Below are 13,729 nucleotides of genomic sequence, written 5' to 3'. Positions count from 1 at the left end.
AACTGGTAATTATCTTCGCCCTTTTTCCTTTTTTTTAATCGTTTCTTTTTCCTACATATTTTATCAGAATCCCGAAAAAACTGTAAGTGTCTAATTGTCAACAGTTGTACTATAATTTACATTATGTAAAATAGAATAAATCAAAACCCACAACACCATCTCCCCAATCCCTTATTTGGGCAGAATCAATAACGGCACCTTTGTTTTTCGAATTACGGTTTTGATCGGGTTAGATCGGAGCATAATCTGTTTGCCCGCTGTTTTGGGAACGCACAACAATTGTGTACGGGTATGCGACACATAATTCACCAGACCATTCATGGCATTGGTACCTTCGGGAAATTGATACGAAACCGTTTTGTGCCACGGATATATCCGTTTTTGCGATGGATCCTGCGAAATATCAAAATGTCGCACAGGTTTGTCGCTGTTACGGGTCAAATCCATGATTACCTCCAAATCCGATTCTTTGAGCTCGTTTCCAAAAAATCCAAGGTTAATGTTCTTGAATGTGTGAAATTTGTCATCCTCGCCCAATAACAGCACATTGGTGCTCTGCGTTTGGTTGACCACAAAATCCGTAATGCTTTCCCCAAAAATGCCCAATTTGGGCCTGCGCTTGCCCAAAACCAAAATATCGGGTTTTTGTAGGGCCAAATAATCCCGCACGCGATGCTTTACGCGGCCATACTCCACTTTGTAACTGATGGGCAACTGTTCCTTCGCTTCCATTTTGTTGATCAATGCCTCGATTTCGGTCTGTGTAGATACGTAATTGGGATTGGCCTGCCGACTTGCCCTCGAAGGTTGTACATGAAACACTTCTACGGCTCCATCCATCTGTTTGGCCAGTTCCAAGGCACTGGTCAATACAAAGGCGGAATTTTTGGACATATCCAGCAATACCGCAATGCGGTATTTTTTCTGTGTAGGTTCCATAGGCGTTTATTTATTGTGGTCACTTCTAAAGTTAGCATCAAACTGCCTATGGGTCAGTGATTTAACGTTTGTTTGGCAAAAAAATATGAATTTGTCAAAAATCAACGTCCACAATTAATGGTTTGTCATCCCTTTAAAACAAATGTTTGATTTTTTTGACCAAATCCATGGAAATCGAATAGGGCGCGTAACGTAGGGGTACATCCACCCAAGTACCTCTTTTGGCAACGGATTTATGGTGGGAGAACAGCTCAAACGTATGTTTTCCATGATACCCCCCTATCCCCGATGCCCCAACGCCACCAAAGGGCAAATCCTTGTTGCTGATGTGCACCACCGTATCATTAATGGCGCCCCCACCAAAGGAATAGCTGTACATCAAACGTTTTTGAAATTTTTTGTTTTCCGAAAACACATAAAACGCCAACGATTTTGGGTACTTGGTAATATAGGTGTCCAGCTCGCTTTCCTCCGTATAACTGATAATGGGCAATATGGGGCCGAATATCTCCCCTTCCATAATGGTACTGTCCAGTTGGGGCTCATCCACTAAAGTGGGCGCTATATATCGGTCTTTATCGGCAAAAGTTCCCCCAAACAGTACGGGCTGCCCTTCAAGCATAGCTTTAAGCTCCTCGTAGTGTTTGTCGGTGGCAATACGGGCAAAATCGTTGGAAGTTTCCATGTTTTCCCCATAAAAATCCATGATATGCTGTTTTAGGTGCTTCACCAGCGCATCTTTCACGTTTTTGTGCACCAAAATGTAATCGGGAGCGATACAGGTCTGCCCCGCATTGATGAATTTTCCCCACGCAATACGCTTTGCGGCCAATTTTATGGAAGCTGTTTCGTCCACAATACAAGGATTTTTTCCGCTCAGTTCCAAGGTCACGGGAGTCAGGTGTTCCGCGGCACTTTTATAGACGATCTTGCCCACTTTGGTGCTGCCCGTAAAAAAGATATATTCCCATTTTTCGGCAAGCAACTGTTGGGAGACCTCTACTCCACCCTCCACCACGGTCACATATTCGGGCGGAAACACTTTACGGATAATCCGCGAGATGATTTTGGAAGTGTTCGTACTGAACTCGGACGGTTTTAGTATGGCGGTGTTCCCGGCGGCCAACGCACCGATCAAGGGCGAAATGGCCAGCATAAAAGGATAGTTCCATGGCGAAATAATGAGCACCTTTCCATAAGGTTCGGGCTGGATCCATTCTTTGGACGGAAAATTGGACCAAGAGGCCGAAACCCGTTCAGGTTCGCTCCAGGATTCCACGTTTTTAATGGCATGCTTCAGTTCCGAAAGCGCAAATTGGGTCTCGGTGGCCAGACTCTCGAACTTGGGTTTTTTAAAATCGGCATAGAGTGCATCACAAATCGCATCTTCCTGATCTATGATCTCTTGTTGCAGTTTTTTGAGATACTGTTTTCTAAAGCTGACATCCTTGGTTTTCTGTGTGGCAAAAAAGTCGTTCTGAGCAGCTACCAATTGCTTCACCATAAACTGATTGTTTCTTTAAATATAGGCAAACTTGGGAACAGCATCTTCCATAAAACAAAAAAGCACCGGGGTTACCGATGCTTTTTCATTACGTTGTTTAGTGTGTTTAAAGAGAAATCTCTTCAGTAGCCCCGTTTGGATAAATAAGCGTGGCCACATCGTCGCATTCACCATTTCCAAAGTCCACGGTAACGGCCAATCCATTTTTTGAAACCACCATGGTTCCGGTGGTCATATGCTCACAAGCTGCGCTTCCTTGAAGGACTTCCAAAGTTTCAACGGCATAAACGTTTCCATCGGCTTCTACGTTCCAACTTCCGGAGATGGAAATCATGGTTCCCTCCAAGCTGTCACCAAAAGCAATGGTAAATGTTTTGGTACCGTTTTCGGAAATCACGGAGCCATCTTCCATTTCTATGGACATATCGCTGATAATGGAGAACGAAACCGAGGTTTGCTCTGTACTTGAGGAAATCTCAAATGTCCTGGTTCCATTTACTTTGATGTTCCCAACATAAAAATCTTGGTATGTGGCGGTAAAAGTGGTCATCTCGCTCCCAACTTCGTAGGTGGCGGTAACGGTTCCGTTTATGTTATCGGTACCATTGAGCATACAATTGTTGAAAGTTGCCACAAAACCTGTTTCGGTATATTCAGCGGAATAGCACTCACCTTCCTTGCCAACGGTGACACTTTCGTCCGAATTCCCGCCAATTATTTCTGCTAGGGCAGTATCAACAGCTCCGGCAATATCGTCGGTATTCAAAATAGTCTGTAATTCCGCTTGTGAAAGGGTTTCTCCATCACCGGACATCCCATCTTTGCTACACGATTGAAAGCCAAGAAAGGCAATGGTCAAAAAGGCGATGCTTAAATTTCGTAGATTAAATTTCTTCATGTTATTTGGTTATAGATGTGTTGGTAGAACAACGAAACACGTTCATTTTTAGTGTGGAGGAGCTTCTTCAATTCGATGAAATGCAGGACGGATTGAACCTATTTCCTTTAAATTGTCTTAATTTCATCGAGCTAAAACAGTCTCATGAAAAAAATCAAACTACCTATCTTATTGATGTTGACACTTGTATTGATGGTATCTTGTAGTGAGGATGGTGACGATGGTCAATCCGGATTTTCCAATGCAGAACTTGTAGGCACTTGGGTATTGGTAGAGGTTAATTTAAGTAGCGAAGTCGATGTGGATGGTGATGGCCAATCCTCCACTAATTTGATGGAAGAAGAGGATTGTGTGTCGGGGAGTCTAGTTTTTAATGCAGATACCACCTACCAGTTTGAGCAATCTAGTTTTACCATCAATTCCATCACCAACAATAGGTATTATGTGGACTGTACCGGAACCAATCTCGCTACAGGTGCCTGGGCAAGCGATGGTTCCAATGTAGCTTTTCAGGGAAGCAGTATATTGAACAGCAATTTTGAATTGATGGGAGACCAGCTCATTTGGAACAAGGATGAAGAATTGCCAGGGGTTTCATCCTATATCTATGAAAAACAATAGTGTTGACTTGCTCCCCTAAAAAGCACTAACCTTTGCGTATGGCTAAGTTGTCGGCTTTAAGAGATAAGATCAAAGAGCATTTATTGCGACAGATTCAAAATGGGGAATTGCAAGTGGGCAAGACGATTAATTTGGCCGCTCTCTCCCGGGTAACGGGCATTAGTGTAACGCCCATTCGTGAAGCATTGACCCAATTGGAGCAAGCCCAGGTGATACAAGCGGTGCCCAATCGTGGTTTTGTCGTAGCCAAGCTTTCCAAACAAGAAGTCAAGAACTTAATTGAAATTGTGGCCCAATTGGAAGTGATGGCCTTGGAGAGTTCAAAGTTTGAACCTGATGAAATGGATGCCTTGGCCAGAATGCAGTCCGAACTTGAAGCAACCACCACTATTTCAGAAGGGTTACGGGCCAGGTTCAATTTTCATAATCATTTGGTACAGCATTGCCCAAATAAAGTGCTCTTACAAATTTTAAAGGACCTGAAAGTTCGGCTTCATTTTTATGAACATGATTTTATCAAAGATCATGGATTCTTCAAAAAACTAAGTACACAGACGCGTTCCGTGGTAGATGCCATACAAGAAGACAATGTGCCTACGGCCGCATTGATTCTACGTATGCACTGGATGTCCATTTTGGAACATATTGAAGCGCAAATCAGTGTTAAAAATGGTTAATCTTCTGATTGTCATACTAAAATAATTCTAATTTCGTTTTTAGGTAAAATAATTCACCATGAATTACTTGAACAAAGAAATAGAATCACGTACCAAAAAAAAGAAATCCAAATCACTGGTGAAAAGACAGATTTCTTGTGGAACTTTCCAAGATTTTGAAACCTTAGATTTGGACAATCATAAAAGGGCATTTCCAAAAAACTAACCTCCCTCCTGCTCCTTTAGCTTACCTTTTACAAATTTATAGTCCGACAATGAGTTGGCATTGAACAACACTTGCTCATTTTTAGGCTGAACAAGTGAGATCCCAGCATCCATTAGAACTTGTTTTGGGCTTGGATAATCGGAATTCTTTAGAAAATCAAGAGCTTCCTTCAATCCTTTCGGTTCCCAAATACAGCATAGGGGTTCAGGATTGCCCGTATCTGGGTTTTTAAAGGCGGTTGCAGATTTTTCAGGGTTTCTTTTCCCTATCAATTGCTGTAACGACGGTAGGTCCATGAACGGTAAATCACAGGCAATCACCAACCATCCAACATTTGGGTGGGCGTCAAAAGCGCTCATTATACCATTAAAGGGACCGTTGTATTTATCTTGGTCCACAACGGTCTTAAAGCTTGTTGGAGTTTCTGGCAACTGTTCTTGTCGTATACTCAGAAACACACTATCGCAGACCTTTTTTAACAGGAAGTACAAATATTCCCGCTGAGGAGTTCCATGATAATTTACAAGTCCCTTGTCCTTGCCCATTCTTGAACTTTTGCCACCGGACAGCACCAGCCCAAATAATTGGGATGCATGGTTTGCGATTTTGGTGCTGTGTTCTGGATTCAAGATTTTGTTTTAACTATCATACCCGCGGTGGCGGTATCAGTGCAATTTCGTCATACGAATTGATTTTGTCACCATCCGATGCGTAATTTTGATTCACCGCAATGGTCACCTGCGGTATGGATTTGAGTTCTGGATAGGTGTTTTCCAAAAATTTTTTGAGTTCACCTACAGTATTGGGTATTTTTTTTCCGGACAAGCTTGCCGTGGGCACGGACAACGTTGGAGTTCCAATAATATCTTTGGTAGCCCCGAACAATAGTATAGTCATAATATCAACCTATTAGCGTTATTGTTTGTTTTGAATCTTGGTTAGATAGGCTGGTAGGTTATATTAAAAGGTGAAAATATTAAAAATTGCCCGAACGCCTATCATTTTAACAAGCAGGAATTTCTTTTAACTTTTCTTTAATTTAATTCTGGCCATCATACATACTTTTCCTTTAAATTCGGCGTTTTGCATGCAGAACCTTAACTTATATGAAAATGAAAAATATACTTCGATTTACTTTCCTTATATCCCTTGGACTCATTTTATTCTCTTGTGGAAATGCTGACGACGATGTGAGTTTTGACATTGATGACAGGGAGCTTGGTCTTGGAGAAGAGCCGGATGATTGCCTAGGTTTTGATGAAAATGAGATTCTATTGTCCATTCAGGACGAATATACCACCCAACCCGGCAAGGTCTCTGTTCTTTTTAGAGTGTCCGACCTTATGGGCAATCCTATTTCAGGTCTATCCGCTGACCAATTCTCGATTTATGAACAAGGTAGGAACGATGATTGCTTTAACTCCATATCATCATCGGAGTCCTTCGCACGAATTTCTCCCAATTCACAGGTGTTCAACAACAATACCCTCTTGGTATTGGATTTGAGCAACAGTGTTTTGGAAAGTAGTTTGGATGAATTAAAGGTAGCTACCACAAGTTTTATCAATAATGTAATGCCCGCATCTGGTTCAGAATCCTTCAGAATGGCCATTTATTGGTTTGATGGAGAGGATGAACTTCACCTATTGAACCCATTGACGTTTTCTGTTGAAGAACTAACCGCTTCTGTGGATGGAATCACAACTGACATTAGTAGTGACCCATCAACAGATTTGTATGGTGCGGTAATCAAATCAACAAACATTGCCGAGGATTTACTGGATGAAAATTCTGATGTGATCAATGCTGCTTCCGTGGTATTGTTCACCGATGGTACCGACCAAGCCTCTCGTTATAGGGAGTCCGACGCCCTTCGTGCCGTAGAGGAAGCGGATAGTAACATTTCTTTCTTCTCTATTGGACTTGGTGCCGAAATCGACACCGAAGTTTTAGAGCAAATCGGGAAAACAGCCAGTGTGTTCGCCAGCAACTCCGAAGAGTTGGAAAATACTTTCAACGATATATCCGAACGTGTGGAGGAACAAGCTGGAAGCTATTATCTGTTCGAATATTGTACCCCAAAACGTGATGGCAGTGGCGAAAGCAACTTGGTTATTCAACTTACCCACAATGGTTTACAGGGAGCTGTACAGACCAAATTCAGCGCTAAAGGCTTTACGGGAGGTTGCGAGTAAATCAGCTTAGTTGTCGGACTAGCTAATTTTAGGATTATACGTATCTTGTTCAGCAATAAACTGAACATAACTATGATTAACCCTAGAAAAACGATTTACACCTTCATTTGCACCCTATTCTTAGGTTTTGCGAGTAGTCTTTATGCCCAACACATCAGTCCGCTAGAGGGGCGATGGGATTTGGAAATGGATTTTATGGGCAAGCCCTCCCCTTCTTGGTTGGAAATTAAACACTCCGGAAACGCTACTTTATTGGGGCGTTTTGTGTTTGCTTTTGGTAGCGCACGACCCATTGCTGAAGTGGAAACCTATGGAGAGAACAAATTCACCTTTAGTATCCCCAATCAGTGGGAACCAAAAGGCAGCGATATGATTTTCCATGGTGAATTGGATGGTGAAGAATTGAAAGGTACAATGATCTACACCGATGGTTCCATCATCAATTGGACCGGAGTTAAGGCACCTGAACTGGCTTATACCGAAAATCCTAAATGGGGAAAAACCATTGAGGTGTTCAATGGTAAGGACCTTACTGGCTGGCACGTAGATGGCGAAAAGAACCAATGGGTGATAAAGGATGGTATTTTAACCAGTCCAGAATCAGGTTCCAATTTGATTACTGATGAAAAATTCCAAGACTTTAAACTGCATGTAGAATTCCGTTACCCAGAAGGTAGCAATAGCGGGGTTTATTTGCGCGGACGCTACGAAGTTCAAATTGTGGATAGCGAAGGTTTGGAACCTGCCGATATCTATTTGGGAGGTGTTTACGGTTTTTTGGAACCCAATCAGAATGCGTCCAAACCAGCAGGTGAATGGCAGACATACGATATTACCTTGATAGGACGACGGGTAACGGTAACGCTTAATGGCAAAACCGTTATTTCCGATGCCACTATTCCCGGGATTACAGGAGGAGCTTTGGACAGTAAAGAAGGTGAGCCTGGCCCATTCATGATTCAGGGAGATCACGGACCCATTGAGTATAGAGCTTTTGAAGTGACCCCATTAAAGAATTAAGAATTCAGCATTCATATAAAAAAAGCCCGATTGCTATAATCGGGCTTTTCTTTTTTCTTAATCCAAAGGGATGAGTTCTATGTTTCGCCATTTTACGCGAATACCACCTCCATCATGGATTTGTAATGCGATGGCACCTTCGCCCTCTCCAATTTTTTCATCTTCCAAATGAACCATTTCTACTCCATTGAGCCAAGAAGTTACCTCGGGACCTTCCACACGGATTTTCATGGTGTTCCACTCCCCCATTTTTAGGGCTTTGTCTTTTTCTGGGTCGGGCTTTATCAACCAACCACGACCGTAAGATTCGTAGATTCCACCAGTATCTTTTCCTGGAGGGGCAACCTCTACTTGCCAACCGGTTACTTTGGTACCTTCAAAAGTGGAACGAATAAAAACACCACTGTTACCATCTGCCTCTTGTTTAAACTCCAAGGTCAACTCAAAATCTTTATAGAATTTATCTGTGGACAAATAGCCATATTCACCTTTCGGACCACTCTCGCAGATGAGCTCTCCATCTTCCACAAACCACTTTTCTTCTCCATGATTGATCCAACCATCGAGGTTTTCACCGTTAAAAAGAGTAATGGACTCTTGTGCAAAAGTCAATTGTGCTGCCAACAGGCATAATCCTACTAAAATCTGTTTCTTCATTTTTATGTGCTAAAAGGGTTATTTACTTTTTCTAAAATCTATTTGCCGTTAATCAGGCCGTTTCCTGTATTCTGCTGTTCCAAAGGCTTGGAAAGGTCTATCAAAAATCCATTGACCACGGCATGAGTCAACTTTCCACCTTTCTTTAGAAAGAATGTCGGGTTTGCTCCCGGTTGCATGCTAAAACTTTTTAATTCAAATTTCTCATCTACCAATATCAACGGAAAGTGTACAAAAGTGCTTTTTTCCGGCTTCTCCGTTTTTACATAGGCCACGCCATCCTGCAACAACTGCATGGGATTATCGATTCGTGCCACCTTGGCCACCTTAGGCTGAACAATGGTATAACCTTCCGCATCAAAAGTTTTGTAGGCGTAATAAGTTGATAAATCTCCTTGATCGGCAACCGAACTTTTGTAATAAAACTCGTTGTGGCCTTTTAAATCTACCTCATAATTGATGATTCCCAAATCAATAATATAGTCTTTGCCCAAAAGCTCATAGGTAACATTCTCTATCTTCAAATCGAACAACATACGATTGTTGTGGGGAATTTTTTCGTAATCCTCAATGGGAATATCCTTGTACGATTGGTTGGCAATAGTGTACAGTGCCGAAAGAATGGAAACGTAGTTGAGCTTACGTATTTCTTGTTTCTCTGGATCTCCCTGGTACCCACCAGATTCAATCAAGATCAAACTTGTTCCCCATTTAGCAATGTTGTCACCAAAGGCACGAGGCTCAAAATCATCGCTGTACCGACCGACCTGTCCCGGTGCATAGTTTTGTATGATCTTATCCATAAAAACAATCACTTTCATGGCATTGGCCCTAACATCGTTGATGTCCTTCTCGTAATTATACGCTGTGGCGAGATATGAAATAGTTGCGGGTTTGTCGGTCCGTTCTGCATTATAGTACTTGCTCTGATCATGAAGGTTAAAACCAAAATCGGCATCAAGGCTATCACGAAGGCGCTTCAAGGTTTGCCCTTCGGGAGACTGCAGGCGCAGGGCATCCCTGTTGATATCTATTCCCAAGGCATTTCTTCTAGTAAATACTTCTGCGCCATCCGGGTTGAGCATTGGTAAAAAGTGAAGTTTTAACTTGGATAGGATTGCTTCCTTCTCTTCCTTGAATTCAGGAGCATCCAAAAAATTAAGGATATCAAAAATAGCTTGGGTGGCCGTGGGCTCGTCACCGTGCATTTGGGACCATAAAAATATATTGCTGTCCCCCGAACCAATGCTTATCAGGTGTAAATCCCGCCCCTGAATGGACTCTCCTACTTTTTGGACTTCAAATTTAGGATTCGCCTTGAATTTTTCGATCAAGGGTTGGATATCGGCATGCTTTATCCTTCGTTTCCCGATGCTCGATTCTTTGTAATCATCATATGTTTCGTATAGCTTGGAGGTAAGTTCGTCCTGAGCCTGCACATTACAAACTAGAAGGAAGACAGCCGAAAGTAAAAGTTGCTTTATCATTATTTTTTTGTTGGAACAGGTTTAAAGTTAAATTTTTTAGTGGCATTTCGAACCTTTTCCACAAAATCCATTCCTGGATCTGTTTTTTCGGTACGATAGCCATCATCAACTTCCAACCAAAGAGGATGTCCTTCAAAAAGCGTGTATTCTTGGTGACCGATTACATAATCAATGTCATATTTTGATGCTAAATAGTTCACCAGATAAATATTTGAACGCAACTGTTTTTTGGTCAATGGCAATCCTTCGGTACCGCCAACATTCTCTATCCCTATGGCACAATGGTTCAATCCAATGGTGTGCCTTGCCATGGTGGTTTCCGGCATCAATCGGTAAATGGTGCCATCTTGATCCACCAAAAAATGGGAGCTTACATTTAGTCCGCTCACGTTTACCAAATCGGGTCGCCAATTGGGTAAGGTAGACCGGTTGAAAGCTTCGAACGATTTTTTTAAGGATGGAATGGCCGTCCAATGTAGCACTACCATTTTGGGCGTGATTTCCGGGGTATCCTGCTCCAACTTGTACCGGTTAAACAAGTATTCTTTGGTCAGTTCCACACGTTGTTCATCAAAAATAATGGGAATATCCACAATCTCCTTTTGGGTGGAACATGCTCCCAAGGCCAAGGCCCATACAATTAAACTAGTTTTTTTCATTCGGAGTATTTATAGAATCAATGGGAACGGCGTAGCAGATGATCAGTTTTTTTCTGCCCCATTCCCTAGCTTTTTTTACATCTTTTCCCATGTAAATATCAATACGATTTCTCCAACGCCAATGCATTTTGTCCTTCACGTAAAAAGTATCCGGGAAAGTATCAATTTTAACCATGGTATTGTGTGTTAATCCTTTTTTGATAAGGTCTCTGGATACTGCGATGACTTTCATGCCAGGTTTTAAGGTATCTCCCCAAGCCGCAACGGAAGGGTTGATACTATCCGTTTGCCAAAATACGGAGTTATAGGCAGAAGCCGTGACTTCGTGTCCGTACCAATCATATTTTTTGTTGGGCTTTGTTTCATCTTCTTTTGATGAACATCCCGCAAGAATAATGATCAGTATGAAAACACAGTTTTTCAATGCAATAAATTTTCCAAGAGCATAATGTCCACATTGGTGTTGTTCCATCGGTCGGACAACACATCGGGAACCGGCGTGAAGCCCAAGGTCAATGAACTAAGTACAATATCCAGGTCACCGTCATCATCAATGTCCGAAGCATCCATCAAAAACCAACGCGCCAAAGCGGGGTCTGCCAATATTTTTGTAGAAAACTCATATGTATCCGAGTCCTTGTTTTCCAAATACACGAAGGAGCGTTCTGGAAACTCCATATAATTGGGAAATGTACTGATCAGAGCAAAATCTATGTCACCGTCTTGGTCAAAATCCCTGGAAAGCACTCTTGTAGCGCCGTACATTGGGTAAAAATAGGACTCAGCGTACTCGTTGCCCCCCTTGTTAAGGTAGATTCGCATTCCATGGTAGGGTTTGTGAACATACGAAATATCCGCATTATCCCCCTGAACTGTTATGATGTCGTCCAATCCATCCCCATTATAATCTACTATTTCGAACCAACTTGTTCCGAACAAAGGACTAAACTCCAAAAGTTTTTTGGCTTCAAACACTAAATCTTCAGTCTGATGGAAAACAGTAATGCTCTCGTTACTTTGGGTCATTAAGGCTACAATATCGAGTTTGCCATCATTGTTCATGTCCTTTGCCACAGTACGTATGGCACCGGGTAGGTTGAGCAATACTTTTTTGTCATACCCTCCAGATTCGTTCTCGATCAAAAGTGACAACCGACCGGATTCATTGCCGAACTCGCTCACGACGATTTCATTTTTGCCGTCACCGTTCAAATCTTCCAATAAAGTATGGACGGGCCTATGAAAACTTTGGTCCACAGCTAATGTATCCGTTCCAATTTTGCGAAGTATTTTTCCTTTTTCCAATTCGGATGGACGGATGATTCCTACCTCACTGATAATTTCCATGGAATCTTTTTTACTGTACCAAGTTATAGGTGTCTTGCCTTGATAAATTTGTTCAGAGGCTTCTTTGTCAAAATTAAAAGACCCTAAAGTTCCTGTGAGATCTCCATAGTGGACTTGGTTATTATCCTCAAGAAATTCCAAATAAGTGATCATACCACCATTTTGTTCATCAACGGCATATGGCTTGGCCACAAATTGGTTCAAGGTATCTGCCTTGGGTACGTCTATCGCTTCCAAATGTTCGGGCGCATTGGCCAGTACGTAGGTCTGAATCTGTACCCATTCTTCAAAGGTTAGTTTAGGTCTAAAGCCTGGTGCTCCAGCATTTGCACCTTCATTGATCCCTTCCACTTCCATACGCTCCAGCATTGCTGGAAGCACCGACTTTTCCCATATTTCTTTGGGCAATTCGTCCAATTTAGGAGCTAAGTGGCAACTGGCGCAATATTTTGTATAGAGCTCAGCCTCCGGGGATTTTGGTTTTTCTTTTTTACAGGAAGAAATAAAAATTAAAAGTAATAAAAGTAGTGGGGTAATACTTGGTCTGTTCGGCATTGGTCGGTTCTGTCTTAAAATTTAAGCGAGTTGGTTTATCTTTAGTTGGGTAATGGCACATAGGTGTTGTCGTTTTCCATCATGGGAAAGGTTTTATCGGCCCATGCTTTTTTTGCTTGCTCCAGTTTTTCCTTACTGGAAGAAACAAAATTCCAATAAATATAACGTTCCTCAGGGAAAGGTTCGCCCCCGAACAACATTAAATGTGTATTTGGTTTTAGTTTTATGTTGCAGGTATCTTCTACTTTTGACACCAGAATATTTCCTTCGCCAACCGTTTCTCCGCAGGCTTCAATGCCGCCTTCGACTATACAAATACCTATTTCACCTTTTAGGTTACCGTTTACATTCAAGGAATACGCTTCCTTTGCCATTACTTCTACCATAAAAAGATTGGAATGCACGGGTACCGGGGATTTTTTTCCGTAACCTTCGCCCGCAACTAATTTAAATTCCGTACTGCCATCGGTCCATTTGGGAATGTCTTCGCCATCAATATGATGGAATTGAGGTTCCATGTCCTCCAATTCTTTTGGCAATGCTACCCAAATTTGATAACCATGCGCTGTAAACGTATTGCCGTTGCGCAAATCTTGTGGCGTCCTTTCGGTATGGGTCACACCCTTTCCTGCCGTCATCCAGTTAACGGAACCGGGTTTAATACGTTGATGGGTCCCGAGGCTATCTTCGTGGTTGATCTCACCTTCCAACATAAATGTCAAAGTGGAAAGACCCATGTGCGGATGCTGGTCCACGTCCATATACTTTTCAGGTCCTAATTTTGTAGGTCCCATATGGTCGATAAAAATAAAGGGGCCGATCATACGCTTCTTGCGGAAAGGAATCAATCTTCCTACCAAAAAATCGCCAATATCCCTACTACGCTCTTCAATGATCAATCCAATGTTGGACATAGGTTAAATGTTTATATTTAGAAGCAGAAAGTTACAAATACATCCTATACC

The 13,729-nt window shown here is 42.1% G+C and carries 16 protein-coding genes; 5 read left to right on the top strand and 11 right to left on the bottom strand.

Annotation, left to right across the window (positions count from 1 at the left end; translation table 11 throughout):
• Positions 1-171: 171 nt before the first annotated feature.
• The 3 genes from J0656_RS16995 to J0656_RS16985 all read right to left on the bottom strand — a co-directional run bounded on the left by J0656_RS16995 (position 172) and on the right by J0656_RS16985 (position 3,341).
• Entirely contained in the window at positions 172-939 is a 768-nt protein-coding gene (locus J0656_RS16995; RefSeq protein ID WP_207036078.1) for a universal stress protein, read from the bottom strand.
• Positions 940-1,072: 133 nt separating this feature from the next.
• Positions 1,073-2,443: an aldehyde dehydrogenase gene (locus tag J0656_RS16990; protein WP_207036076.1), complete on the bottom strand. Its 1,371-nt coding sequence runs from the start codon at positions 2,441-2,443 to the stop codon at positions 1,073-1,075.
• Positions 2,444-2,549: 106 nt separating this feature from the next.
• On the bottom strand, positions 2,550-3,341 hold the full coding sequence (locus J0656_RS16985) for a hypothetical protein (protein ID WP_207036074.1): 792 nt from the start codon (positions 3,339-3,341) through the stop codon (positions 2,550-2,552).
• Positions 3,342-3,485: 144 nt separating this feature from the next.
• Here J0656_RS16985 and J0656_RS16980 point away from each other — a divergent pair, with 144 nt between their 5' ends.
• Genes J0656_RS16980 through J0656_RS16970 form a run of 3 tightly spaced genes read left to right on the top strand, consistent with a single transcriptional unit; the run spans position 3,486 to position 4,844 of the window.
• Positions 3,486-3,962: a DUF5004 domain-containing protein gene (locus J0656_RS16980; protein ID WP_207036072.1), complete on the top strand. Its 477-nt coding sequence runs from the start codon at positions 3,486-3,488 to the stop codon at positions 3,960-3,962.
• A 38-nt stretch (positions 3,963-4,000) separates the two neighbouring features.
• Positions 4,001-4,639, top strand: coding sequence for a GntR family transcriptional regulator (locus J0656_RS16975; protein WP_207036070.1), 639 nt, complete (start codon positions 4,001-4,003; stop codon positions 4,637-4,639).
• Between the two features lie 58 nt (positions 4,640-4,697).
• On the top strand, positions 4,698-4,844 hold the full coding sequence (locus J0656_RS16970; RefSeq protein ID WP_207036068.1) for a hypothetical protein: 147 nt from the start codon (positions 4,698-4,700) through the stop codon (positions 4,842-4,844).
• On the opposite strand, the gene J0656_RS16965 is transcribed toward J0656_RS16970, so the two are convergent.
• Both J0656_RS16965 and J0656_RS16960 read right to left on the bottom strand, forming a co-directional pair.
• Positions 4,841-5,473 carry an NTP transferase domain-containing protein gene (locus J0656_RS16965; protein WP_237688980.1) on the bottom strand — a complete coding sequence of 211 codons (633 nt, stop codon included), beginning with the start codon at positions 5,471-5,473 and terminating at the stop codon, positions 4,841-4,843. The two genes, J0656_RS16970 and J0656_RS16965, sit on opposite strands and share 4 nt — an antisense overlap.
• 16 nt (positions 5,474-5,489) lie before the next feature.
• Positions 5,490-5,741 (bottom strand): MoaD/ThiS family protein, encoded by a 252-nt coding sequence (locus tag J0656_RS16960; RefSeq protein ID WP_207036067.1) that lies wholly within the window; start codon positions 5,739-5,741, stop codon positions 5,490-5,492.
• Between the two features lie 215 nt (positions 5,742-5,956).
• Here J0656_RS16960 and J0656_RS16955 point away from each other — a divergent pair, with 215 nt between their 5' ends.
• Complete coding sequence (locus tag J0656_RS16955) at positions 5,957-7,039, top strand: vWA domain-containing protein (protein WP_207036065.1); 1,083 nt, start codon at positions 5,957-5,959, stop codon at positions 7,037-7,039.
• A 72-nt stretch (positions 7,040-7,111) separates the two neighbouring features.
• On the top strand, positions 7,112-8,059 hold the full coding sequence (locus J0656_RS16950; RefSeq protein ID WP_207036063.1) for a 3-keto-disaccharide hydrolase: 948 nt from the start codon (positions 7,112-7,114) through the stop codon (positions 8,057-8,059).
• Between the two features lie 57 nt (positions 8,060-8,116).
• Here the strand turns inward: J0656_RS16950 and J0656_RS16945 are convergent, their stop codons facing one another.
• The 6 genes from J0656_RS16945 to J0656_RS16920 form a co-directional block, all read right to left on the bottom strand.
• The gene (locus tag J0656_RS16945) at positions 8,117-8,716 is read right to left on the bottom strand and encodes a 3-keto-disaccharide hydrolase (protein ID WP_207036061.1); all 600 of its coding nucleotides are present in this window, start codon (positions 8,714-8,716) and stop codon (positions 8,117-8,119) included.
• Positions 8,717-8,754: 38 nt separating this feature from the next.
• Positions 8,755-10,203 carry a M14 family zinc carboxypeptidase gene (locus tag J0656_RS16940; RefSeq protein ID WP_207036059.1) on the bottom strand — a complete coding sequence of 483 codons (1,449 nt, stop codon included), beginning with the start codon at positions 10,201-10,203 and terminating at the stop codon, positions 8,755-8,757.
• Positions 10,203-10,862, bottom strand: a complete 660-nt coding sequence (locus J0656_RS16935) for a peptidoglycan recognition protein family protein (protein WP_207036057.1) — start codon at positions 10,860-10,862, stop codon at positions 10,203-10,205. Before J0656_RS16935 ends, J0656_RS16940 begins: the two co-directional genes overlap by 1 nt.
• Entirely contained in the window at positions 10,849-11,292 is a 444-nt protein-coding gene (locus J0656_RS16930) for a 3D domain-containing protein (protein ID WP_225605891.1), read from the bottom strand. Before J0656_RS16930 ends, J0656_RS16935 begins: the two co-directional genes overlap by 14 nt.
• Entirely contained in the window at positions 11,283-12,617 is a 1,335-nt protein-coding gene (locus J0656_RS16925; protein WP_207036055.1) for an FG-GAP repeat domain-containing protein, read from the bottom strand. Before J0656_RS16925 ends, J0656_RS16930 begins: the two co-directional genes overlap by 10 nt.
• Before the next feature lie 188 nt (positions 12,618-12,805).
• Positions 12,806-13,678 (bottom strand): pirin family protein, encoded by an 873-nt coding sequence (locus J0656_RS16920; protein ID WP_207036053.1) that lies wholly within the window; start codon positions 13,676-13,678, stop codon positions 12,806-12,808.
• Between the last annotated feature and the right edge of the window lie 51 nt (positions 13,679-13,729).

The organism is Flagellimonas aurea (assembly GCF_017313785.1).
In the GTDB taxonomy this organism is placed as follows: Bacteria; Bacteroidota; Bacteroidia; order Flavobacteriales; family Flavobacteriaceae; genus Flagellimonas; species Flagellimonas aurea.
The sequence above is the reverse complement of the archived record's forward strand: the minus strand, read 5'-3'. Positions and strand labels throughout refer to the sequence as shown.

What these genes read in the sequence shown, in the direction of transcription:
- J0656_RS16950 (WP_207036063.1), top strand. Translation starts at nt 7,112, where the DNA reads ATGATTAACCCTAGAAAAACGATTTACACCTTCATTTGCACCCTATTC.
- J0656_RS16970 (WP_207036068.1), top strand. Translation starts at nt 4,698, where the DNA reads ATGAATTACTTGAACAAAGAAATAGAATCACGTACCAAAAAAAAGAAA.
- J0656_RS16935 (WP_207036057.1), bottom strand. Translation starts at nt 10,862, where the DNA reads ATGAAAAAAACTAGTTTAATTGTATGGGCCTTGGCCTTGGGAGCATGT.
- J0656_RS16980 (WP_207036072.1), top strand. Translation starts at nt 3,486, where the DNA reads ATGAAAAAAATCAAACTACCTATCTTATTGATGTTGACACTTGTATTG.
- J0656_RS16940 (WP_207036059.1), bottom strand. Translation starts at nt 10,203, where the DNA reads ATGATAAAGCAACTTTTACTTTCGGCTGTCTTCCTTCTAGTTTGTAAT.
- J0656_RS16975 (WP_207036070.1), top strand. Translation starts at nt 4,001, where the DNA reads ATGGCTAAGTTGTCGGCTTTAAGAGATAAGATCAAAGAGCATTTATTG.
- J0656_RS16945 (WP_207036061.1), bottom strand. Translation starts at nt 8,716, where the DNA reads ATGAAGAAACAGATTTTAGTAGGATTATGCCTGTTGGCAGCACAATTG.
- J0656_RS16995 (WP_207036078.1), bottom strand. Translation starts at nt 939, where the DNA reads ATGGAACCTACACAGAAAAAATACCGCATTGCGGTATTGCTGGATATG.
- J0656_RS16920 (WP_207036053.1), bottom strand. Translation starts at nt 13,678, where the DNA reads ATGTCCAACATTGGATTGATCATTGAAGAGCGTAGTAGGGATATTGGC.
- J0656_RS16985 (WP_207036074.1), bottom strand. Translation starts at nt 3,341, where the DNA reads ATGAAGAAATTTAATCTACGAAATTTAAGCATCGCCTTTTTGACCATT.
- J0656_RS16960 (WP_207036067.1), bottom strand. Translation starts at nt 5,741, where the DNA reads ATGACTATACTATTGTTCGGGGCTACCAAAGATATTATTGGAACTCCA.
- J0656_RS16990 (WP_207036076.1), bottom strand. Translation starts at nt 2,443, where the DNA reads ATGGTGAAGCAATTGGTAGCTGCTCAGAACGACTTTTTTGCCACACAG.
- J0656_RS16955 (WP_207036065.1), top strand. Translation starts at nt 5,957, where the DNA reads ATGAAAAATATACTTCGATTTACTTTCCTTATATCCCTTGGACTCATT.